Genomic DNA, 21,123 nt, shown 5'->3' on the forward strand with positions numbered 1-21,123 from the left:
CTGCCACCGTCGCACTTACCCGCGAGTAAATTCCGCATTACGATCATTCACTTCTGCATCCCGCGTTCAGTACCCGCCGGGGCCGCGGCGAACTAAAGTCGACTTATGGGCGCGGTCCTATCCCGACAGGCATATTTCGAGGCAGGTCTCGAAGTGCTGTCCGAACAGGGCTACGGCGGCCTCAAGCTGGCCGAAGTGTGCAATCGACTGGGCGTGACGACGGGCTCGTTCTACCACTATTTCGCCAGCTGGCCGGTCTACACCCGCGACCTGGTTCAACACTGGCTGGAGGCCCGCACCATCCAGCACGTGGAGTTCGTGCGCGCGCTGCCGGATCCACGCGAACGCCTCGACAGCCTGATCCAGATCGGGCTGGCGCTGCCGCACGGCGCCGAGGCCGCCATCCGCTCCTGGAGTTCGGCGGATTCGCGGGTGCAGGCGGTGCAGGCCGAGGTGGACCAGCAACGCTTCGACATCCTCTACGAGTCGGCACTGGAAGTCCTGCAAGAGGAGCGTCCGGCGCACCTGTTCGCCTGCTGGGGCATGTACATGCTGATCGGTTACGAGCAGGCGCTGCTACCGCGCGACAGCTCCGCGATCGCCTGGATAGCCGAGCAGTTGCTCGATGCGCTCGACTCGGGTCGATTCGTCAGCGCCGCGAGTGCCTCAGTCCCCGGACAGCCGTTCACAGCGAGCTGATGCGCTGCACCGCCAGCCGCGGCCCGCGCCGCGGTTCGACGGCCAGCCCACTTTCGATCAGCAACCGCACCACCCGGTGCCGGTGCGGTCGCATCGGCTCGAGCAGTTCGATCATGGCGTCATCGTCGATCGGATGACCGAGCAGCGTCCAGCCGATCATCTTCGCGACGTGGTAGTCGCCGACCGACAGCGCGTCGGCGTCGCCGAAGGCACGCTGCGCCGTCTCGGCCGCAGTCCACACCCCGACCCCGGGCAGCGACATCAGTGCCACCTGCGCCTCCGCGGCCGGCCTGCTCACCAGCCGTTCCAGCGACGCCGCCCGCTGCGCGCAGCCGACGACGGTGCGGGCCCGGCCGCCGTCGACGTTGGCGCCGTGGAACTTCCATGACGGAATCCTCCGCCACACCTCGGCCGACGGTGGCACCCGCATCCGCGCCGGCGCCGGCCCGGGCGCCTCGGCGCCGAACTCGGTGACCAGCACCCGCCAGGCCCGGAACGCGTCGGCGCCGGGCACCCGCTGTTCGAGTACGGCCGGGATGAGCGCTTCGAGCACCCGTCCGGTTCTGCCGAGTCGAAGGTGCGGCAGGCGCCGGTGCGCGGCGGCCACCGTCGGCTCGGTCGGCGTGAAGTCCCTCGCGTCGTCGTCGGCCCCCAACAGTCCCGGTATGCCGTCGAGGAACTCCGCGGCGCCGACGCCCCACGCCACGCAGTCCACCGCGTCGGGCGCCGCCCGGGTGATCCGCGCCGTCACCGGCCCACTGGACATCAGGCTGGTCCGCCAGATCGCACCGTCGGTGATTTGCAGGCAGGGGTCGCCTGGCCCGCGGCGCAGCGGCGACAGGGTCAGCGCCGGAGTGGCCGGGCCGGGGAAAGTGACGGTACGGCGAAGCGAACTGTTGATGACGTAATGATAGGGACGTCGTGTTCACGTTGACCGCTTCGCTTTGCCACGACACCATGAGGGGGTGGGCACCCCGTTCGACGATCCGCAGGCGGAATTGGCGTGGATGTTTCTGCAGGGCATCTGCGGCGACGACGACCTGGACGAGATCTTCACCCTGGTCAGCGACGACTTCAGCTACTGGAGCATCCTGAACCGCCAGGCGATCGATGCGAGCGCGCTGCGCCAGCAGGTCGAGGAGCGCCGCCACGGCCTACGGGTCACCCTGGATCTGCTTCGCTGCATCAACGAGCACGAGACCGTGGTGATCGAGGCGCAGGGCGACTGCATCACCGCCGATGGCGCCCACTACGACAGTCCGCTGGTGTTCATCGTCGACACCCGCGACGGCCGGATCGTGTCGGTCCGCGAGTACACCGAGACGCGGTTCGCCGGGCAGGTACTGGGAATTTAGCCGTCAGGCGATGCTGATGTCGGCCTTGTCCGGGTAGAACGCCACGTGTCCGGCGATCGCTGCGACCGCGGGAAACGGCTGCTCGTAGGTCCAGGTCACGTCGGCGACGGTCTGCCCGGCCGCGGTGGTCACCGTGTAGTAGGCGGCGTCGCCCTTGAACGGGCAGTAACTGGTCGTCGCGGTGCGGCTCAACACCTCCTGCCTGACATCGGCCAGCGGAATGTATTGCACCGCAGGCCGCGTCGATTCCTGCAGGGTCAATGCGTTGTCGGTTTCGGCAACGACTTCGTCGCCGATCCGCACCGTGACCCGGCCACCGGTCGGGGACACGGTGATCGGGTATTCGGCGGTCGGGGTGAGAACTGGTCGTTCGCTCATGCGGCGGTCCCTCAATTCTTGGCAAGCTTCCTGGCGTCACGCAGCTTCATCCAGAAACGTGCCGCCTCCCGGATCGATTCCTCGACCGGCCGGGGCTTCCAGCCCAGCTCCTGCATCGCCTTGGAATGGTCGACCTCGGACTCTGCGCGCATCATCCGCACGGATTTCAGCGAGAGCTCGGCGTCCTTGCCGCGCAGGCGGGCCTTCAGCGCGCCCAGTGCCCCCAGCGCGTAGAGCATCGGCACCGAGATCGCCCGCGCCGGCGGCGGCACCCCGGCCTCGTCGGCGGCGATCCGGATCACCTCGGGGTTGGTGATCATCCGCTCGGAGATCAGGTAGCGCTCGCCGTCGCGGCCGCGCCCGGCGGCCAGGATCAGCGCCTGCGCCGCGTCGTCGACCCCGACAGCCTCCAGTCGAATGCCGTCCATCATGAACGGCAGCTTGCCGTAGACGGCGCCGGCGATGAATGCACCGTGCGGGGTGCGGCCCCAGTCGCCGTCGCCGTAGGTGCTCGACACGCACATCGCCACCGCCGGCAGAGCGGCCTCGGCCGCGTAGCGCAGTACCAGGTCCTCGGCCTGCACCCGGGACCGCACGTAGGGGGTGAGGCGGCGGCGGCTGATCTGGTCGATCTCGGTGGCGACGTGCCCGCGCCGGCGGCCGACGGTCACGTAGCTGCTGGTGAACACGAACCGGCGCAGGTTGGCCGCGATCGGCTCCTCGATCGCCACTTCGAGTACGTTGCGCAGGCCCTCGACGTTGGTGCGAAACAGCGGGGCCGGATCGCGCAACCAGGCCCGGGTGTCGACGACGCAGTAGTAGATGTCGTCGCAGCCGGTCATCGCCTCGCGCAACGTGGCGGAATCGAACACGTCACCGTGGAACCGGGTGACGTCGAGGTCGTCGATCCCGATGGTGTTGGCGTTCGGGCGCACCATGACCCGCACGTTTTCACCGGCATCGACGAGCTGGCGGGTGACGTGTGAGCCGAGGAAGCCGTTGGCGCCTATGACGAGCTTGGGCTTGCCGATCACGCCTTATCCCCCGTACTGCTGCAGCCAGGCGGCCGCCTCGTCGTCCAGGGTGCCGAGTTCCTGGGCTTTGCGGCACCACTTCAGCGTCGCGGCGACGAAGCGCAGCGGGTTGTAGATGTCCTCCTGGCGGCACCACAGGCCGTCACCGGCGTAGGTGATGATCGAGATGTTGGTGGCGCTGATGATGGTGCCGTCGCCGGGGTCGCGCATCGGGTTGTCCAGTTCGCAGATGATCCGCCCGCCGGCCTCGTCGATAACCGACCACAGCGCCGGGAATTCGGTCATGTAGCTGCCCGGGAAGGTCGACATGGTCTTACGAATCCAGCTGCGCACCTCGTCACGACCGTGCATGGTGCCCATCGCGTGCTCGACGTACTCGACGTCGGGGGTGTAATGCCCCACCCAGGCGTCCCAGTCCTTGGTCTCGGCGGCGCGGGCGACGGTCTGCTCGAAGGTGTCAAATGCGGCCGCGAGCTCCGCGCGGCTGAACTGCGGATTCGTCATGCGAAGAACTAGAACACGTTCTATCGACGTTGTCGAGGCATGGCCGGGGTTCACGCGGGGGATACTGGGGCATGACCAATTCAGAGACCGGCTTCGCCACGGCGATCCTGGCCGGAGGCTGCTTCTGGGGCATGCAGGACCTGATCCGCAAGCAACCCGGCGTGGTGGCCACCCGGGTCGGCTACACCGGCGGCGAGGTACCGAACGCCACCTACCGCAACCACGGCACCCATGCCGAGGCCATCGAGATCACCTACGACCCGGGGGCGACGGACTACCGCAGCCTGCTGGAGTTCTTCTTCGCCATCCACGACCCGACGACCCGCGACCGGCAGGGCAACGACGTCGGGGCCAGCTACCGTTCGGCGATCTTCTACCTCGACGATGAGCAGCGCCGGGTCGCGCTGGACACCATCGCCGACGTGGAGGCGTCCGGGCGCTGGCCGGGCAAGGTGGTGACCGAAGTCAGCCCGGCCGGTGACTTCTGGGAGGCCGAACCCGAACACCAGGACTACCTGGAGCGGTTCCCCAGCGGCTACACCTGCCACTACATCAGGCCGGACTGGCAGCTGCAGCGCCAGCCGTAGCCGCGTCAGTCGCGGCGGTGCACGGTGATCCGTCCGCCGTTCTTCGGGGTGAAGGCCACTCCCCGGGAGTGGTACTTCTCCCCCGGTGCGGTGGTGGGTTCGATAGTGAAGTGCCGCAACACGGTTCGCAGCACCAAGTCCATCTCCAGATTGGCGAACGCCGAGCCCGGGCAGCGTCGGCTGCCGCCGCCGTAGGGCAGCCATTCGAACGCCGACGGGCTGCCGTCGAGGTAACGCCGGGGATCGAGGCGACCCGGCTCGGCGAAAGCGCCCGGGTTCTGGTGGATCTGGTTGATCGCGACGATCACCCCGTGCCCGCGGGGAATCACCCATTCGCCGATCTGGACGGTGGGCGCGTAGACGTGCCGGCCGGCGAAGTCGATCACGGTGCGCACCCGCTGCACTTCCCGAATCGTGGCGCGGCGCAGCGTGTTCTCGTCCCCGTCGGCCTCCACGGTCAGTTCGTCGAGCAGTTCGGGATGGCGGCTCAGCCGCTCGAACACCCAGGCCATGGTCGACGCCGTGGTCTCATGGCCGGCCGCCAGAAAGGTCAGCAGTTCGTCACCGATCTCCTGGCGGGTCATGGTCGTACCGTCGTCGTAGGTGCTGCTCAGCAGCAGGGTCAGCACGTCGGTGCGGTGCTCGAAGTTCGGGTCGGCCCGCACGTCGTCGATCAGCTTGTCCAGGATGGTCTCGTACTGGTCTCGCCAGGCGGCCAGCCGGCCCCATGGGGTGAACCGCCCGTAGTTGCGGATCGGGATGGGCAGCGTCACCAGTCGCGAGCCCAGCGTCACCCATTTCGGCAGGCCGGCCCGCAATTGGTCCAGTTCAGCGCCTTCGGCTCCGAAGATCGCCCGCAAAATCACGTTGATGGTGATCCGATTCATCGGCCCAAGCGTTTCGAACGGCTTCCCGGTCGGCCAGTCGGCGATCTCGCGGAGGGTCTCCTCGACGATGATCTGCTCGTAGGCCCGAATGCTCTTGCCGTGGAAAGGCGGACTCAACAGATTGCGCCGGCGCCGGTGCTCGGCGCCGTCGAGGGCGAACACCGAGCCGGGCCCCAGCAGCCGGGACAGGTTGGGCTGGATGTTGCCGAGATCCTCGGGATTGGCCAGAAACACCTGCTTGGCCAGCTCCGGTTCGGTCACGAAGACCGTCGACCCGAAGACCGGGCTGGTGACGGTGAACGCGGTGCCGTATTTGCGGGTCAGTCGCGCCACCAGCTGTCGCCGGGCCAGGGTGAAGAGCAGGATCGAGATGATCTTGGGTGTCCGGGGACCCGGGGGCAGGTTGATCGCAGGCACGTCCGTGGTGTCAGTGACCTTGCTGGCGACCGTGTGGGTCATACGATGCCTCCCCGGCGATCCGTGGTACCGACGCGTACCAAACGCTTGTCGGACACGGTACTCTCTAGTACCAGGGACTGGCAAGGGTTTACGGGAGAGGTGCGGCGATGACGACTCTGGCGGCCGACGGCGAGGTGACGGGTGCCGCCGATCCGTTTCGGCGCCGACTGCTCGACGGCCTGGCCGACTCGATCGCCGAGCGCGGCTACCGGGCCAGCACCGTCGCCGACATCGTGCGCGTCGCCCGCACCTCCAAACGCACCTTCTATGGCCACTTCGCCAGCAAGGAAGAGTGCTTCTTGGAGTTGCTGCGCGTCGACAACGAGGCGCTGGCCCAGCGGATTCGCGAGGCGATCGACCCGCTGGCCGACTGGCAGGATCAGATCCGCCAGGCGGTCGGGGCCTACGTCGCGCAGATCGGGTCGCGGCCGGCCATCACGCTGAGCTGGATCCGCGAGTTGCCGTCGCTGGGCGAAGTGGCGCGACCAGCCCAGCGGCGCGGCCTGGATCTGATGTCGAACCTGCTGATCGAGCTCAGCGGCAGCCCGGGGTTTCGGCGGGCCGATCTGCCGCCGCTGAGCCCGGCACTGGCGGTGATCCTGCTCGGCGGCCTGCGAGAGCTGACCGCGCTGGCAGTCGAGGACGGCACCGACATCGGCGCGATCACCCAGCCGGCGGTCGATGCCTCGATTGCCCTGCTGGGCCCTCGGTGCTGATCTACCGTTGACCCGTCAGGGACACCGAGAATCCGGAGGACCGCCATGCAACTCTCCACCCGCAATCAACTCACCGGAACCATCTCCGACCTGGACGTCGGCACGGTCATGGCGGTGGTCAAGATCCGCCTCGACGGCGGCGAGCAGGTGATCACCTCCTCGGTCACCCGCGACGCCGCCCTCGATCTCGACCTCAAGGTCGGTCAGCCCGCGACGGTCTTCATCAAATCGACCGAGGTCACCGTCGGGGTCGAGTAAGCCACTTAGTGCTCTTTAACTCCAAGGCAGCGCCAGCTTGCAGATCTTGCGCACCACGCTGCCGAACTGCTTGAGCAGCGGGCCGGTGTTGTACGGGACGCCGTAACGCTCGCAGATCTCGCGCACCTGCGGCGCGATCTCGGCGTAGCGGTGCGCCGGCAGGTCGGGGAACAGGTGATGCTCCACCTGGAACGACAGGTTGCCGCTCAGGATGTGGAACCACTTGCCGCCGGCGATGTTGGCCGAACCGAGAATCTGGCGGTAGTACCACATCCCGCGCGACTCGTTCTCGGTCTCCTCGACGGTGAATTCCTGCGTGCCGTCGGGGAAGTGCCCGCAGAAGATGATCGTGTAGGACCACACGTTGCGCATCAGGTTGGCGGTCATGTTGCCTGCGAACACCAGCGGCGCGAACGGGCCCGCCAGCAGCGGGAAGGCCACGTAGTCCTTGAGGGTCTGGCGACGCACCTTCTGCCACGTTTCGCGCAGCATCTCGCGCTTGTCGGCGAACCCGATCTCGCCGGCCCGGATGCGTTCAGTCTCCAGCTCATGCACCGCCACCCCGTACTGGAACAGCACCATCAGCAGGAAGGCGTACAGCGGGTTGCCCAGGAAATAGGGTTCCCAACGCTGCTTGTCGCTCATCCGCAGGATGCCGTAGCCGACGTCGCGGTCCATCCCGACGATGTTGGTGTGGGTGTGGTGCATGTAGTTGTGCGAATGCCGCCACTGGTCGCCCGGGCAGGCGTTGTCCCACTCGAAGTCCTTGCCGTACAACGCCGGCTCGCCCATCCAGTCGTACTGGCCGTGCATGACGTTATGGCCGATCTCCATGTTGTCGAGGATCTTCGACAGCCCCAGCATGGCGGTCCCGGCCAGCCAGGCCGGCGGGATGATGCTGAAGAACAGCAGCGCGCGCCCGCCGACCTCCAGGGTGCGCTGGGTCTTGATGATCCGGTGGATGTAGTCGGCGTCGCGTTCGCCGAGGTCGTCGAGGACGCTCTGGCGGATGGCGTCGAGTTCGGCGCCGAAGGCGTCGAGCTGCGCGGGCAGCACTGAGCGCTGGAGGACCTGCGGTTGCTCGGGTGCCTGCGGTTGCTCGGTCTGCGGCTGTTCGAGGACTGACTGTGTCATGGTGGGCTCCTTTGGTTTCTAGAGGTCGATTTCGACGTCGCCGACGGGCACTGACACGCAGATCTGGATGTCTTCGCTCTCGGCGGTGGAGACCGCCCCGGTGATCAGGTTTCGCACCGTGCCTCCGGTTTTGCGGCAGGTGCAGCTGTGGCAGATGCCCATCCGGCATCCGCTGGCCGGTTGCAGGCCGGCCGATTCGGCCTGTTCCAGCAGTGGCCGGCCGTCGTCGGCCACCGAGATGGTGCTGCCGAGGAAGGTCACCTTCCCCCCGGACGGGTCGGCCGCGAATTCCGGCGGCACGAAGCTCTCCGAGATCGCGTCGGGACGGTGCTCACGCACCGCGACCACCAGCGCCGGCGGACCGCACACGTACACCGCATCCGGCTCCGGCGTCGTCGCCTGCAGGTGCTCGGCGTCGAAATAGCCTTGCAGGTCACCCTTTTCAGGTGTTCGGGTGTAGCCGTGCAGCACCTGCACACGCGGCATCGCGGCCAGTTCCTCGCGGTAGCAGGCCTCCTCGGGCGTGCGGGCGTAGTGGATGAATGTCACCCGGCCGGCATAGCCTTCGGCGATCAAGGTGCGCAGCATCGACATCACCGGGGTGATCCCGCTGCCGCCGGAGATCAGCAGGATCCGCCGGGGCCGTATCGCCGGCAACACGAAGTCGCCGCCGACCTTGTCCAGGCCGACGACCATGCCGGGCCGGGCGTTGCGGTACAGGTGCTCCGAGACCAGGCCAGACTCATGGCGGCCGATGGTGAGCTCGATGAGCCGCTGCCCCTCGGCGCTGGCCGGTGAGTAGCAGCGGGTGCGCCGCCGCCCGTCGATGTCGACGGACAAGTTGATGTGTTGGCCGGCGTGAAAGCCGGCGAAGGCGTCGTTGGGCTCCAGCAGCAGAGTCACGCTGCGCGGGGTCGCGCGCCGCACGGCGACCACCTGGGCGCGGGCGTCATTGCGACTCCAGGTCGGCGACACCAGTTCGGTGTAGCGGTCGACCCCGTGCGGGCCGGTGAGCAGATCGACCAGGCTGGACCCCAGTACTCGCCGCGTCAAAGTTTGAGTGAACATATGTACACAGTGAACACTTGTTCACGACCCGTCAAGGGCTATCGGCCGGTTGTGTTACGCTTCACACTCAGTGAACAGTCGTACGCCGAATTCACGGTCCGGGCGAACGAGGCCGCCGCGGCCCGAGCGTCCGGCCCGACCCGAGCGCCCGCACCGTCCTGACCGGCCGGAGCGGCTATCGCGCGAGGAACGCAAGGAAGCCACCCGCCGCGCCATCATCAGCGCGGCACTCACCCTGCTCGACGAACGCAGTTTCAGCGCCCTGAGCCTGCGCGAGGTGACGCGTGCGGCCAGCATCGTGCCGGCCGCCTTCTACCGGCATTTCGAGTCGATGGACGCACTGGGCCTGGTGCTCATCGACGAGTCGTTCAGCGCGCTGCGGGAGACGCTGCGCGATGCCCGAACCGGCGGTGTCGATCCCGCCCGGATCATCGAGTCGTCGGTCGAGGTGCTGATCGACAGCGTGGCCTCCCGCCACGAGTACTGGCGGTTCATCAACCGGGAACGCTTCAGCGGGAAGACGGTGCTGCGCTACGCGATTCGCACCGAGATCCGGTTGATCACCTCCGAGCTGGCCACCGACCTGGCGCGCTTCCCCGCGCTGAGCGGGTGGAGCACCGAGGATCTGAACATCCTGGCCGGGTTGTTCGTCAACGCGATGACCATCACCGCCGAGGCCATCGAGGAGGCCCCGGACGATGAGGCTCTCGCCGAGATCAAACATGTTGCCGTCAAACAACTCCGGATGATCGCCCTTTCTGCCGGCGGCTGGCGCAGCAAGCCCTGAGCGGTGAGCCCCGCCGCGCGGAATATCCCCGCCAAACTGGCCGATGTCACCGGCCCGGGCATCACCGACCGGTGGGGCGTGACGTGTGCGGACCTGGGCGCCTCGGTGCTGGCGCCGGGCGGCACGCTGGTGTCGGTGTTCGGCGACACCTTCGCCGGGCAGCGGGTCGGTCGGGGCGACTGGCGTTCCCCGGTGATCCTGATCGGGACCGGCGATGCCGGCCACCGGATCCGCTACCAGCGCGCCGGCGGCGCCGACGGCGACTACGCCCGGCAACTGTGGCACTACCGGCACCGCGACCCGGTTTCCCGGCTCGACCGCAGCTCGATCAGTACCGTGATCCCCTCCGATCTGCTGCGGGTGGATCAGATGCTGTACCTGCACGCGATCGTCAACCGCGGCTTCGGCAAGGTGGCCTGGACCGAGATCTGGCAATCCGCCGATAGTGGAATCTCGTGGCTCAACATGGGGATTCGGTTCCCCGCGCGACTGCACCGCGGCCACACCCAGTGCTGGTCGTGGGACTACGACCCCGACGACGGCTGGATCTATGTGGTCTCGACCGGGTTTCAGCGCGACAAGGGCATCATTCTGCGGCGAGTGCGCCCCGCCGACATCGCCGATCCCGCCAAGTACTCCGGCTGGGGGTATCGCGGTGGACGGCGGGCCTGGGGCCGGACCCCGGTGCCGATCACCCCGCCCGGTGAGACGTGGGGCGAGCTGTCGCTGCGGCGCCTGGCCGCCGGAGTTTGGGTGCTCGGCGGGTTCGTGTCGTCGCGCTATGCGCTGGGTTATCGCGTGCTGGACTCGCCCACCACCGACTTGTGCGAAGCACCGCTGCAGCTGCCCCTGATGGGCAGTAGCTGGGACGACGAGGACCACGCCGGCGGCCGGGTGGCCCAGCTCTACGGCGGCTACCTGCTGCCCGGTTCGCGGGTTGACCGCACCGGCGGGGTCGGATTGATGGTGTCGCAGTGGAACACCGCGCAGGGCTGGCCCTACCGGGTGATGCAGTTCCGGGCGACGTTGCTCAGCGGCCGAGACAATTCTGTAAGTCTGGGCTCCCATCCCAGAGAATCCTCAGTAACTTCCTGGTGAAACTGACCGACCCTGCGAGGGTTCTAAATATTCCCTGGGAAACTGTTAGTGTCTCCGCCAGTTGGTCCGGGTGCAACGTTGGCGAGGGAATCGATCGTGACAACCATCAAGCAGTTGCTCTGTGGTGCGGCCGTCGCCGGCCTGGTCGCCGGAACGGGCGCGGCGGTGGGGCAGCAGACGGGGCTGTCCGCGCTGACCGCCGATTGGCTGCTCGCCGCCGAGCATGTGCTGTTGATCGGCACCGACGGCACCAACCTCGACAAGATCCTGGAGTACGCCTCAGGCGACGACAGCGGATTCAAGATGCTGATGGACCGGGGCGTCACCGCCGCCACGAGCGTCATCGGCCACCAGACGATGTCCACTCCGTCGTGGTCGACGATCCTCACCGGGGTGTGGGACGACAAGCACGGAGTGGTCAGCAACATCTACCGGCCCGAGCCGTACACGACCTGGCCGTCGGTGTTCAACCTGATCGAGTACAACAAGCCGGAGATCGACACCACCGTCATCTCCGGCCGGGGCCTCTTCACCGACATGGCCTCCACGGGCGGCTATCCGGCCGACAACATCATCGGCATTTCCGGGGGCTCCACCTCCGCGGAGATGGACGCGCTGGTCACCGACGCGACCGTCGCCAAGATCCTGGCCACCGCGGACAACCCGGACATCTCGAGCTTCCTGTTCTCCTACCAGTCGCAGGTCGACCACGCCGGACACTCGTTCAGCGGCGGGTCCGAGGAGTACATGCAAGCCGTCGTCAACGTCGGGGCCAACATCAAGCAGATCATGGAGGCGGTGGCCCAGGCCGAGGCGGCCACCGGCGACCGCTGGACGATCATCGCGGTCACCGACCACGGCCACCAACAGACGCTGACCCTGCCCGGTTTCAGCCTCGGCCACGGCTTCCAGACGCCCAACGAGACATCGAGTTTCGTCATGTTCTCGCTGGCTGGAAATGATGCGCAAGACGGCGCTCAAAGCTTGAGTTACCGCACCGTCGACATCACGCCCACGATCCTGCAAGCCTTCGGGATCCCGATGCGGTCGGATTTCGACGGCGCCCCGATGCAGAGCGACCCGGACCTGCTGAACAGCGTCGTCTTCCCGGTCGATCTCAAGCAGGCCCTCACTGATGCGATCAACAGCTTCGGCTACCCCAACATCGGTACCGACATCATGCTGAGCTTGCGTGCGCTGGCCGGCGGCGCCGGCTTCTTCATCGAAAGTTACCTGCTCCCGCCCATCAACAACTACCTGCAGACGATCATCGACCAGGACATCTTTCTGATCAGCGGGCTGGCCCAGGGCGCCCAGTGGGTGCTCAACACCGTCGGCCCGGTGGTGGTCGACGTAGCCACCGATTTGGGCAGGGCGGTCGGATACCTCACCGGGGCCGGCGTCATCGCGCCGAACGACGCCCCGCTACCGCTGCCCGGAAGCGCCGAGTTCACCGGATCGGTGGAAGCCTTGTTGGCCGACCACACCGTTGTCGTCCCCGACCTGGGAGACTCCGAGGTGCCCCTGCTGCTCGACGTCGACGCACTGGTGGGCTGACCCTGTCCAACGAAGGAGCGGCGACGTGAAGACCCCCATCTGCGAGCAGTACGGCATCGACTTTCCGCTCTTCGCCTTCAGCCACTGCCGCGACGTCGTGGCCGCCGTGACGAACGCCGGCGGCTTCGGTGTGCTCGGCGGTGCCGCCTACACCCCCGAGCAGTTGGATCAGGAGTTGAGCTGGATCGACGAGCAGGTGAAAGGCAAGCCCTACGGCATCGACATCATCGTGCCGGCCAAATTCGAAGGCAAGGGCGAGAACCTGTCCGGTCACCAGCTGTCCGACCGGATCCCCGATGACTACAAGACGTTCATCGCAGAGTTGTTGGCCCAGCACGACATCGAGCCCGACGACACCCCCCGACTGGGAACGGCCATGCTCGCCGGCAGCGCCGGAGAACAACTGCTCGAGGTCGCCGTCGCCCATCCCATCAAGCTGATGGCCAATGCACTCGGCGTGCCCCCGGACTACATGATCAAGTCCGGACAGGACAACGGCATCCCGGTCGCGGCCCTGGTCGGCGCCAAGGAACACGCCCTCAAACAGGTGTCGCACGGCGTCGACCTGATCGTCGCCCAGGGCACCGAGGCAGGCGGCCACTGCGGCGAAGTCTCCACGCTGGTACTGGTTCCCGAGGTCATCGACGCGATCGACAACGCGGTACCGGTGCTGGCCGCCGGCGGGATCGTCACCGGCCGGCAGATGGCGGCCTGCGTGGCGTTGGGGGCCGCCGGGGCATGGACGGGTTCGGTGTGGCTCACGACCGAGGAAGCCGAAACCGCACCGCACACCAAGCAGAAGATGCTCGCGGCGAGTTCGCGGGACACCATCCGCTCCACCGGGCGCACCGGCAAGCCCGCCCGGCAACTGGTCTCGGAGTGGACGGACGCATGGCGGCCCAACGAAACCGGTCACCCAACTCTGCCGCTGCCGCTGCAGTCCATGCTGGCCGAGCCCACGCTTCGCCGCATCGACGCCCTCGCCGCCACCGGCCACCCCGGGGCGCAAGCACTGTCCACTTATTTCGTGGGCCAGGGCGTCGGACTGATGAACAAGGTCAAGCCCGCCCGCGACGTCGTGTTCGAGTTCGCCCAGGACTACCTCGCGGCCGCCGAACGACTCGGTGCCTCCGTCGAGGACTGACTACCGCGGCTCCCGCCACATCTTCCACAGTGTCGGCCCGCCATTGGGCAATGTGATCTCCCCGATCACCTGGAAGCCGAAACGCTCGTAGTACGGCACGTTTTCTTCCTTGCTGGATTCCAGATAGGCCGGGCAGTAATCGGCGTCGCAGCGATCCAGCCGCGGCTGCATGACGGCCTTCCCGAAGCCTTTGCCACGCACACTCGGGTCACTGCCGATCACCGCCAGATACCAGTGCGGCTCCTCAGGATGGTTGGCGTCCAACAGATCCGAGAGCGCCCGGCCTTGCGAAAGACGGAAGCCGAACGACCGGATCAACGCCGGCACCATCCGCAACTGCGACCACGTCGACTGCTTCCAGCAGTTGGGGGGATCCCACAGCGCCGCCGCCCCCACGGTCGAACCGTCGTAGGCCACCTCAACCCCGCCGCCGGATAGATGGTGCACCCGGGTCGAGGTGCCGAAGAACGCCGCCAGCTGAGCGGTACGGGAGGCGTCATCGGGCAGCATCCACATCGACACCGGATCGTCGTAGAACGCCCGGCCCAACGTCTGTGCCAGTGGTGTGATGTCGGGCTTGTTCGCGGGCCGTACGTCAATCGCCATCTGGCCAGATTAGTGCCGTCCGCAGGGGCAGGATCAGTGGCTATGAGCACCTTGCTGTGGGACCAGCACACCTGCCTGCCGCTGCGCGACGGCACCGAGGTGGCCCCGCTGACCCGCTACCAGCGCCCCGGCGGCGCCGTGCTCTCGGTCAACGCCGGCTATTCACCGCAGCGGTTCGCCGACACCATGGCCCTGCTGCGGCACTATCGGAGCGCGATCGACGCTCATCCGGGCCTGACGGTGGCGGCCGGCCTGGCCGACGTCGAGGCGATCACCGGTGCCGGCGGCATCGCGGTGGTGTTCGATCTGGAGGACTCCAACCCGCTCGACGACGACCTCGGAAATCTGGCGATCCTGGTCGAGCACGGGGTGCGCACCCTGCTGCCCACCTACAACCACGCCAACCGGGCCGGCCATGGTTGTCTGGACGCCACTGACGGCGGGCTCACCGCATGGGGCCGCGAGGTCGTCGTCGAGATGAACGCCGTCGGCATGGTGCCCGACGGCTCACACTGCAGCGCCCGCACTGGCCTGGACCTGTGCGACGTCTCGACCCGGCCGGTGATCTACAGCCACTCCTGCATGCGGGCGATCTGGGATCACCCGCGCAACATCACCGACGATCAGGCCCGGGCGTGCGCAGCCACCGGCGGCGTCATTGGCATCACCGGGGTCGGAATCTTCCTGGGCCCCAACACTCCAACGCTTGAGGCGATGACGCGTCACCTGGAGTACGCGGTCGAGCTGGTCGGCGTCGAGCACGTCGGGGTCAGCACTGACTACTCGTTCGATCACACCGAACTCACCGAGGAGATGGCCGCTAACCCGCAGTTGTTCGACGACAGCTATACCCGTTGGGGGCTGATCCAATGGATGCCACCGGAGACGTGGCTGGAGCTGGGCGAGCACCTTTCGGCCCGCGGCTGGGCTGGCGCCGACATCGGTGCGGTGCTCGGAGGAAATTTTCGTCGGGTGGCCGAGCGGAGCTGGGCGGCTAGGCCCCTTGGACGAACTGCTTTACGGCGCTGACGAATTCTGCCGGCTTCTCCACGATCGGGCTGTGTCCTGATCCGGCGATGACGACCGGATCCAGGCCGGCTGCGCGGTAGCGGTCCACGTTGGGCTGCGTCGGGGTCAGCACGTCATCTTCGCCCCAGACCACCCGCACCGGTTTGCCCAAGCCCGCCAGCCGGTCGGCCACGGCACGCTGCTCGTTGATATCACCCGCCGTCTTGGCGTCGCACAATGCGTTGTGGGTCATGCGCTTCAACGACTGGTAGGCCAGCTCGGGAACGACGAAGCCGGTAGCGAAGCCGGTTTGCAGTGAGGGCTTGTCGACAGCGTCGATGCTGCGGAATCGGTCCAGGGCCGCACCGAGCACCGGCCAGCACACCGCATTGCCCAACACGGGCATGGCCACCATCCCCTGGGCCCCAGGGGTATCGGCGACCACCACCCGCTCCACCAGCTCCGGTGCGCTCTCGGCCAGCGCGGTGGCTACCAGCCCGCCCATCGAATGTCCGACCAGCACGGCGTGCCGCACCCCCAGGGCATCGAGCGCCTGGTGCACCGCGCTCGCTTGCCCGGCGGCGTTGTAGGCCGCCCGATCACGAGGCGCTTCGGAGCCGCCGTGGCCGACCAGGTCGACCGCGATCACCCGGGTGCCGTGCGCCAACTCCGCCGCCACGGCTTCCCACCACCGGATCGAGGCGGTATAGCCGTGCAGCAGAACGACGGCGCGGTCCCCATCCGAGCCGTACTCGCGGATGTTCAAGTCCGGCCCGGGTAGCTCGAGCACCCGTCCGCTCCCGAATGATTCAGCGGCCCGCGAAGTGCGGTCGCTGATCACCGTATTGACCAGCAGCGTGACAAGAACGACCGTGATCGCCAAAGCGGCAAGACGTTTACCCACCCGCTGACGGTATCCCGGGCCTAGCCTCGAATCAGATCGGACCGACAGGAGACAGCAGCTCGACGGCGGATCGGTGACGCTGGCCTTGACGACCGCGGTGGACCATCCCATCCACGGCCAGGTGGTGGTCGGTATCAAAACCGACGACGTCGACGATGCCGCCAAGGCCATCGAAGCCAGCGGTGGCGGGATCGTGAAGGGCCCGTACGACGATGCGCATGAGCGTCGCGCCGCGGTCTACGACAACAAGGGCAACGGGCTGGTGTTCTATAAGCCGTTGGCGCGGTAAGGGGGCGCGCGGGGATCTCCTATGCTGCAGGCACCGACTCGGTAGTCTTTGCCGCAATGCGGCGGTATGCGTTCAGGCGACGTCCATGACCGATGGGGGTGTCGATGTTCACCGCCGGGCAAATAGTCGCCGGCTACCGCATCGAGCGGGTCCTCGGCGCGGGCGGCATGGGAACGGTGTACCTCGCGGCCAATCCGACACTGCCCCGTCACGAGGCGCTGAAAGTGCTGTCCGCGGAGCTGTCCCGCAACCCTGACTTCCGTGCGCGCTTCATTCGCGAAGCCGAAGTAGCCGCAGGTCTGGACCACCCCAACATCGTCTCGGTCTACAACCGCGGGCAGACCGCGGACGGGCAATTGTGGATCGCAATGCAATTCGTCGACGGCACCGACGCCGACGCCGCCCAACAAAGCGGAGCCATGACAGCGCGGCGCGCCGTCCACATCATCACCGATGTCGCCAAAGCCCTCGACTACGCCCACGCACGCAGCGTCATCCATCGTGACGTGAAACCCGCCAACTTCTTGCTGTCGGGTACGCCGGGGCCAGACGAGCGAGCACTGCTGGGCGATTTCGGCATTGCCAGAGCCCTCGACGACGTCGGTCTGACCGCGACCGGATCGGTGTTAGCGACCATCGCCTACGCAGCACCGGAAGTCTTGTCCGGCACGCAACTCGACCGTCGCGCCGACATCTACTCGCTGGGCTGCGCCCTGTTTTCGCTGCTGACCGGCCGCGCCCCATTCTCGTCGGCCAATGGGGTGGCGGCGGTGATGATGGCCCACCTACAACAGCCGCCGCCGCGGGTCAGCGATTTCCTGCCCGCTCTGCCGCCGGCACTTGACGTCGTCATCGCCACGGCCATGGCCAAGAATCCAGGGGCTCGCTTCGCCTCGGCAAGCGCGCTCGCTCAGGCGGCGCAGGCCGCACTGTCCAACCAACTGCCGGCCGGGTTGCGCTACGCCACTCCGCAGGTTGTGCCACGGCCAGCCCCGGAGTCTTCATCGCGTCCGCGGCGGCGCAGCTGGATGCTGGCAGGCGGCGCGGCGGCGGTACTGCTGGTGTCGGGTTCGATAGCTGCCGTCATGGTGACGGGCCAGGAGCACCCTTCTGAGCCGACCGGCGCAGTCGCGTCGGATACGCCGGCGCACTCCACGATTCCCCTGGCCGGCCCGGAAGAAGACTCCACGCTCGGCCCCGCCTCTGATGACGTGCAACCGGCGGCGTTGCGAGCGATTCTGTTGCCCGCCGACCAACTCCGCGGCAGCAGCGCGCACGAGTTGGTCCTTGAAGAAGACGTCGACACCCTGCTCGACGATGCCGGCACCGTTAGTCCCGCGGACTGCGTCGGGACTTGGGCTCCCGCCCAGGAGCACGGCTACGCCGGTTACGGGCAGAGCGGCGTTGCCGTGCAGTCCCTTCGCGCGATGAACCGCAAGGTGACCGAGGAGGGTGTGGTCCAAGCCGTTGTCTCGTACCCGACGCACATGGCCGCGGTGCAATCGTTGCAGAAACAGCAGCGACAATGGCAGAGCTGCGCCGGCCAGTCGATCACCGTCGCCGCCCCCGGCAGCGGCCCGCAGGCCTGGGAGTTCGACCAATCGCAGACATTCGCCGGCACCGTTACCTCCGCCGCCAAGCTGCGCGACGGCACCGCGGTCTGCCAGCACGGCATCAACGTGCGCGGCAATGTGCTCATCGACATCCGGCAGTGTCTTCCGCGTGGCGGCAACGACGTATCCGCGCTGGTCAACGCCACCGGCGACCGGGTGCCCCGCCCATAGGCCGGTCGGTCATAACATGAACTGCCACCACAACCAGGAGGTCCACTCATCATGACTGTGCGCTGGTACGCGGGCATCGGTTCGTTGCTGGTCACCGGCGTGCTGGTGACCGCCTGCAACTCGTCGACGACCGCGGGAACTCCTGTGGCCGAGCACTCTTCCTCCCCTGCACCGGTGGCCGCCGCACCGCCACCTCCGCCGGCTCCTGAACCACCGGCTCCCCCCTCCGACGAAGACCAGATCCGCCAGACCGTGCAGGCATTCCAGGACGCCTACAACACGCAGAATTGGGACGTCTACAAGCAGCAGATGTGCCCGGCGATGCGCGACCAATTCACCGACGGCCCGGTCATGGACCTACTGAAGAAGGGCCGGGCGGACGGCGGGATGACCCGAGTAACGGTCAGCGCCGTCGACATCGACGGTGACGTCGCCACGGTGACACTCGACTCCCAAAACGAAGCCATCGGAAATGGCTCTCCCCCACTGCGACTGGAGCGCACTGACGGCTGGAAGATCTGCGTCCGATAACACCTACTGCGCTCGGCGCAGTACTTCTGAGTGCTCTTCTGCAATTCTTTTGTTCAGTAGGGGCGCCCGCGCCCACCGAGCAGGCATCGTTGTGCCGCGCCAGGTGCCGGATCGGCAACCAACCTTTCCTGCCGACCGCGGCCGGAATTCTGAAAGCCGTTGGCGCGGTTAGAGTTAGCGACGAGACGAAAAGGCCTCGGGGCAGGTGGCTCGTAGCTTTGTCGGCGGTCAGGTAGATCAGATCGCCGGCCTGGGAGATTCATTCGGATTCCGCGGACGGCTCTGCTGGCATGGACCGTTGTGCGTCGCCACGAATGATCTGAGCCAGCAACGCGAAGCCATCCGCCCAGCTGGCCAGGTTCTGCTTTGATCGCGGGATCGCTAACCGACTGCGCTGCGGAGCGCACCTTCTCGCTCAGCGCAGCGGTGCCGTCGGCTTCGGTGAACGGGTTGTTGTCGTCTCTGGCTAGCCCATCCATTGCGTCTTCCGAATCCGCCCTCCACAGCTGGGCCAACTGCGCCACCACGGCGCAGTCGTCGGCGCTGGCGGCGGGTGACGCGCGGTAGTGTCGCACCGCCCAGGCCATGCCCAAGGTCAGGCAGGCAACCGCGACAGGTGCCGTGGTTACCAGCGTCCAGGCTCGGTACCGAACTCGTTGTCATGTCAGCCTCGATTCGTTCTCCGGCTTCGCGGCTGGTGCAGCAGGTAGGCCAATCTTTCCGTGCCGAAACTACTTGCGTAGAAACTCTGCGAAACGGCCTTCCACCGTCTCCCTACCCGTCCCGGTGGGCCCGACTGCCGATGAAAGCGCCTCTGCATAAGTGTGCGGCACGCCACGCCCGCAGTCCGATGGCTCGCGCGTCGACCGGCCTAAGCATGCGCGATGGCGTACGGCAGGGCCCGACCGCAGTCGACTTCCATTGTTCAGCTGATGAAGCAGCGGTGTAAGCGCAGAAGTGCCCATCGGGTCTACCATCCGCAATGTGACCACGACACAGCCCTGGCCTGTACCACCTCTAGTTCAACCGCACCGTCGGACCGCGATAGCACTTCCGGTACTAGCTGGTTTGATTGCTGTGGCCGCCTTGATCGTGGCGATCTTGGCACTCGTCCGGCCATCGCCCAGCCCCGCCTACACTGCGGCCGAAAAGACCGCGGCGCAGGAACAACTATGCGATAAATACAAGCTCGCATCGCGCGCTGCCCACATCGAAACGGCGCCGGATGGCGACACTGCACTGGCGAGAATCTCGATGATTAACGGTGCGCTCATGCTCGAAACCGCGGCCGCAGACCCAGCGCTAGCCGCAAAGGACCGCGACGCTGCACGCGCATTAGCGGCCGCTTATCAGAACATGGCAGCTACAGGAAGCCTGGCGGACGCCGCAAAATATCAAGCGGCGATCGAAACTACGAACGCCAAGGTCGGAACAATGGAAGAGCTCTGCGGTGAGTGACCTACCGCCCGGGGCCTGGTCAGCCTGGCTGGTGAGTGCCTCGTGGCCCGCGCCGCCTGCCCAACCGACGCTCGGAATCAGCTTCTGGTCCAACCATGCCGATGTCAAAGAGCGAGAAGCCGGCGAGTTAGACAAAGTCCTCACATTCTTCGGACAGAACAACAGCGGCCACACCGCCGATGACATGATTGCCAGGCTGCGGACAGGAATAAAACGGCTCAGAAAAATTCGGGACGACTGCCGCGCTAAAAGCACCGCCAACGGCAGAGTTGCTGACGCGGTAAACCATCTTCGCGATCGGCTAACCGAGATCGCGCGTCAAGGCAACCAAGAGATCGATGACATCCTTTCGCGGCAAGGCTCGGTGGAATCGAAACTGCCTGAGATCAACGGGGTAATCGCCAAGGCCAACGCCTTAGCGGCGAGTGCCGGTATTGACGCCAATAGTGCGATTGTCACCGCGACACAGTCGATGTTCAACGACATGGACGTCGCCCAAGACGCCCAGGAGTGGCTTCAAGACCACGGCGCCAACTTCGGCACACCGCCCACGCCGCACATCAGCGCGGACGACGTGAACAGGACACCTCACAAAGGCGGTGGAACCGACGGCGGCGGCGCTACAGGCGCCGGAATCGGCGGGGTCTCCGCTAATGGTCCGGGTAGCGATGGCACTGTCGGTCCAGCCGGCGCTATACCTGGCGGCACCAACACCGCACCCGGCGGTAGCACTGTCGGCCCAGCCGGCGCCACACCCGGCAGCACCAACACACCCGGCGGAGTCAGCCCAGCCGCCAGCACAACCAACGGGAACACTGTCGGTCCAGTCGGCGCCCCACCCGGCGGCACCAACACCGCACCCGGCGGTAGCACTGTCG

General features: G+C 66.7%; 22 protein-coding genes and 2 pseudogenes. 15 read left to right on the forward strand and 9 right to left on the reverse strand.

Features of this window, described 5'->3' with window-relative positions; translation table 11 throughout:
- Positions 1-105: 105 nt before the first annotated feature.
- Positions 106-699 carry a TetR/AcrR family transcriptional regulator gene (locus ACZYY4_RS11710; protein WP_463810141.1) on the forward strand — a complete coding sequence of 198 codons (594 nt, stop codon included), beginning with the start codon at positions 106-108 and terminating at the stop codon, positions 697-699.
- On the opposite strand, the gene ACZYY4_RS11715 is transcribed toward ACZYY4_RS11710, so the two are convergent.
- The gene (locus ACZYY4_RS11715; RefSeq protein WP_463810222.1) at positions 686-1,600 is read right to left on the reverse strand and encodes a DNA-3-methyladenine glycosylase family protein; all 915 of its coding nucleotides are present in this window, start codon (positions 1,598-1,600) and stop codon (positions 686-688) included. The two genes, ACZYY4_RS11710 and ACZYY4_RS11715, sit on opposite strands and share 14 nt — an antisense overlap.
- 64 nt (positions 1,601-1,664) lie before the next feature.
- Here ACZYY4_RS11715 and ACZYY4_RS11720 point away from each other — a divergent pair, with 64 nt between their 5' ends.
- Positions 1,665-2,054, forward strand: coding sequence for a nuclear transport factor 2 family protein (locus tag ACZYY4_RS11720; protein ID WP_463810142.1), 390 nt, complete (start codon positions 1,665-1,667; stop codon positions 2,052-2,054).
- A 3-nt stretch (positions 2,055-2,057) separates the two neighbouring features.
- Here the strand turns inward: ACZYY4_RS11720 and ACZYY4_RS11725 are convergent, their stop codons facing one another.
- The 3 genes from ACZYY4_RS11725 to ACZYY4_RS11735 are packed head-to-tail and all read right to left on the reverse strand — an operon-like array spanning position 2,058 to position 3,970.
- Positions 2,058-2,432 carry a DUF427 domain-containing protein gene (locus tag ACZYY4_RS11725; protein ID WP_463810143.1) on the reverse strand — a complete coding sequence of 125 codons (375 nt, stop codon included), beginning with the start codon at positions 2,430-2,432 and terminating at the stop codon, positions 2,058-2,060.
- An 11-nt stretch (positions 2,433-2,443) separates the two neighbouring features.
- Positions 2,444-3,463 carry an NAD-dependent epimerase/dehydratase family protein gene (locus tag ACZYY4_RS11730; RefSeq protein WP_463810223.1) on the reverse strand — a complete coding sequence of 340 codons (1,020 nt, stop codon included), beginning with the start codon at positions 3,461-3,463 and terminating at the stop codon, positions 2,444-2,446.
- Between the two features lie 6 nt (positions 3,464-3,469).
- Positions 3,470-3,970 (reverse strand): nuclear transport factor 2 family protein, encoded by a 501-nt coding sequence (locus ACZYY4_RS11735; protein ID WP_463810144.1) that lies wholly within the window; start codon positions 3,968-3,970, stop codon positions 3,470-3,472.
- Between the two features lie 71 nt (positions 3,971-4,041).
- On the opposite strand from ACZYY4_RS11735, the gene msrA reads away from it, so the two are divergent.
- Positions 4,042-4,557, forward strand: coding sequence for a peptide-methionine (S)-S-oxide reductase MsrA (msrA, locus tag ACZYY4_RS11740; protein WP_463810145.1), 516 nt, complete (start codon positions 4,042-4,044; stop codon positions 4,555-4,557).
- 5 nt (positions 4,558-4,562) lie between these two features.
- Here the strand turns inward: msrA and ACZYY4_RS11745 are convergent, their stop codons facing one another.
- Complete coding sequence (locus ACZYY4_RS11745; protein WP_463810146.1) at positions 4,563-5,903, reverse strand: cytochrome P450; 1,341 nt, start codon at positions 5,901-5,903, stop codon at positions 4,563-4,565.
- Between the two features lie 107 nt (positions 5,904-6,010).
- Here ACZYY4_RS11745 and ACZYY4_RS11750 point away from each other — a divergent pair, with 107 nt between their 5' ends.
- Both ACZYY4_RS11750 and ACZYY4_RS11755 read left to right on the forward strand, forming a co-directional pair.
- Positions 6,011-6,619 (forward strand): TetR/AcrR family transcriptional regulator, encoded by a 609-nt coding sequence (locus ACZYY4_RS11750; protein ID WP_463810147.1) that lies wholly within the window; start codon positions 6,011-6,013, stop codon positions 6,617-6,619.
- Between the two features lie 45 nt (positions 6,620-6,664).
- Positions 6,665-6,877 (forward strand): TOBE domain-containing protein, encoded by a 213-nt coding sequence (locus ACZYY4_RS11755; RefSeq protein WP_463810148.1) that lies wholly within the window; start codon positions 6,665-6,667, stop codon positions 6,875-6,877.
- Positions 6,878-6,892: 15 nt separating this feature from the next.
- On the opposite strand, the gene ACZYY4_RS11760 is transcribed toward ACZYY4_RS11755, so the two are convergent.
- Together ACZYY4_RS11760 and ACZYY4_RS11765 are read right to left on the reverse strand one after the other, a co-directional pair.
- A complete protein-coding gene (locus tag ACZYY4_RS11760) occupies positions 6,893-8,011 on the reverse strand; it encodes a fatty acid desaturase family protein (protein WP_463810149.1) in 1,119 nt (372 codons plus the stop codon).
- 18 nt (positions 8,012-8,029) lie between these two features.
- Positions 8,030-9,079: a ferredoxin reductase gene (locus ACZYY4_RS11765; protein WP_463810150.1), complete on the reverse strand. Its 1,050-nt coding sequence runs from the start codon at positions 9,077-9,079 to the stop codon at positions 8,030-8,032.
- 70 nt (positions 9,080-9,149) lie between these two features.
- On the opposite strand from ACZYY4_RS11765, the gene ACZYY4_RS11770 reads away from it, so the two are divergent.
- From ACZYY4_RS11770 to ACZYY4_RS11785, 4 genes are all read left to right on the forward strand, one after another.
- Entirely contained in the window at positions 9,150-9,866 is a 717-nt protein-coding gene (locus ACZYY4_RS11770) for a TetR family transcriptional regulator (protein ID WP_463810151.1), read from the forward strand.
- Between the two features lie 3 nt (positions 9,867-9,869).
- A complete protein-coding gene (locus ACZYY4_RS11775) occupies positions 9,870-10,964 on the forward strand; it encodes a DUF4185 domain-containing protein (protein ID WP_463810152.1) in 1,095 nt (364 codons plus the stop codon).
- 96 nt (positions 10,965-11,060) lie between these two features.
- A complete protein-coding gene (locus tag ACZYY4_RS11780; RefSeq protein ID WP_463810153.1) occupies positions 11,061-12,521 on the forward strand; it encodes an alkaline phosphatase family protein in 1,461 nt (486 codons plus the stop codon).
- 25 nt (positions 12,522-12,546) lie between these two features.
- Positions 12,547-13,665: a nitronate monooxygenase gene (locus tag ACZYY4_RS11785; RefSeq protein ID WP_463810154.1), complete on the forward strand. Its 1,119-nt coding sequence runs from the start codon at positions 12,547-12,549 to the stop codon at positions 13,663-13,665.
- Here the strand turns inward: ACZYY4_RS11785 and ACZYY4_RS11790 are convergent, their stop codons facing one another.
- The gene (locus ACZYY4_RS11790; protein ID WP_463810155.1) at positions 13,666-14,271 is read right to left on the reverse strand and encodes a GNAT family N-acetyltransferase; all 606 of its coding nucleotides are present in this window, start codon (positions 14,269-14,271) and stop codon (positions 13,666-13,668) included.
- A 42-nt stretch (positions 14,272-14,313) separates the two neighbouring features.
- Here ACZYY4_RS11790 and ACZYY4_RS11795 point away from each other — a divergent pair, with 42 nt between their 5' ends.
- On the forward strand, positions 14,314-15,300 hold the full coding sequence (locus ACZYY4_RS11795; protein WP_463810156.1) for a dipeptidase: 987 nt from the start codon (positions 14,314-14,316) through the stop codon (positions 15,298-15,300).
- Here ACZYY4_RS11795 and ACZYY4_RS11800 read toward each other — a convergent pair.
- Positions 15,266-16,183 (reverse strand): alpha/beta fold hydrolase, encoded by a 918-nt coding sequence (locus tag ACZYY4_RS11800; RefSeq protein ID WP_463810157.1) that lies wholly within the window; start codon positions 16,181-16,183, stop codon positions 15,266-15,268. The two genes, ACZYY4_RS11795 and ACZYY4_RS11800, sit on opposite strands and share 35 nt — an antisense overlap.
- Positions 16,184-16,241: 58 nt before the next feature.
- Between ACZYY4_RS11800 and ACZYY4_RS11805 the strand changes: the two are divergent.
- The 5 genes and pseudogenes from ACZYY4_RS11805 to ACZYY4_RS11825 all read left to right on the forward strand — a co-directional run.
- Positions 16,242-16,472: pseudogene (locus tag ACZYY4_RS11805) on the forward strand (VOC family protein); the annotation flags it as partial.
- Between the two features lie 104 nt (positions 16,473-16,576).
- Positions 16,577-18,256 carry a serine/threonine-protein kinase PknH/PknJ gene (locus ACZYY4_RS11810; RefSeq protein WP_463810158.1) on the forward strand — a complete coding sequence of 560 codons (1,680 nt, stop codon included), beginning with the start codon at positions 16,577-16,579 and terminating at the stop codon, positions 18,254-18,256.
- Positions 18,257-18,307: 51 nt separating this feature from the next.
- On the forward strand, positions 18,308-18,787 hold the full coding sequence (locus tag ACZYY4_RS11815; protein WP_463810159.1) for a nuclear transport factor 2 family protein: 480 nt from the start codon (positions 18,308-18,310) through the stop codon (positions 18,785-18,787).
- A 1,077-nt stretch (positions 18,788-19,864) separates the two neighbouring features.
- The gene (locus ACZYY4_RS11820; RefSeq protein ID WP_463810160.1) at positions 19,865-20,245 is read left to right on the forward strand and encodes a hypothetical protein; all 381 of its coding nucleotides are present in this window, start codon (positions 19,865-19,867) and stop codon (positions 20,243-20,245) included.
- A 31-nt stretch (positions 20,246-20,276) separates the two neighbouring features.
- Positions 20,277-21,123: pseudogene (locus ACZYY4_RS11825) on the forward strand (DUF5631 domain-containing protein); the annotation flags it as partial.

The organism is Mycobacterium sp. IDUB_21 (genome assembly GCF_055419425.1).

Coding starts and splice junctions, on each gene's coding strand:
- ACZYY4_RS11710 (WP_463810141.1), top strand. CDS start 106: ATGGGCGCGGTCCTATCCCGACAGGCATATTTCGAGGCAGGTCTCGAA.
- ACZYY4_RS11725 (WP_463810143.1), bottom strand. CDS start 2,432: ATGAGCGAACGACCAGTTCTCACCCCGACCGCCGAATACCCGATCACC.
- ACZYY4_RS11735 (WP_463810144.1), bottom strand. CDS start 3,970: ATGACGAATCCGCAGTTCAGCCGCGCGGAGCTCGCGGCCGCATTTGAC.
- msrA (WP_463810145.1), top strand. CDS start 4,042: ATGACCAATTCAGAGACCGGCTTCGCCACGGCGATCCTGGCCGGAGGC.
- ACZYY4_RS11745 (WP_463810146.1), bottom strand. CDS start 5,903: ATGACCCACACGGTCGCCAGCAAGGTCACTGACACCACGGACGTGCCT.
- ACZYY4_RS11750 (WP_463810147.1), top strand. CDS start 6,011: ATGACGACTCTGGCGGCCGACGGCGAGGTGACGGGTGCCGCCGATCCG.
- ACZYY4_RS11755 (WP_463810148.1), top strand. CDS start 6,665: ATGCAACTCTCCACCCGCAATCAACTCACCGGAACCATCTCCGACCTG.
- ACZYY4_RS11760 (WP_463810149.1), bottom strand. CDS start 8,011: ATGACACAGTCAGTCCTCGAACAGCCGCAGACCGAGCAACCGCAGGCA.
- ACZYY4_RS11765 (WP_463810150.1), bottom strand. CDS start 9,079: ATGTTCACTCAAACTTTGACGCGGCGAGTACTGGGGTCCAGCCTGGTC.
- ACZYY4_RS11790 (WP_463810155.1), bottom strand. CDS start 14,271: ATGGCGATTGACGTACGGCCCGCGAACAAGCCCGACATCACACCACTG.
- ACZYY4_RS11795 (WP_463810156.1), top strand. CDS start 14,314: ATGAGCACCTTGCTGTGGGACCAGCACACCTGCCTGCCGCTGCGCGAC.
- ACZYY4_RS11810 (WP_463810158.1), top strand. CDS start 16,577: ATGTTCACCGCCGGGCAAATAGTCGCCGGCTACCGCATCGAGCGGGTC.
- ACZYY4_RS11815 (WP_463810159.1), top strand. CDS start 18,308: ATGACTGTGCGCTGGTACGCGGGCATCGGTTCGTTGCTGGTCACCGGC.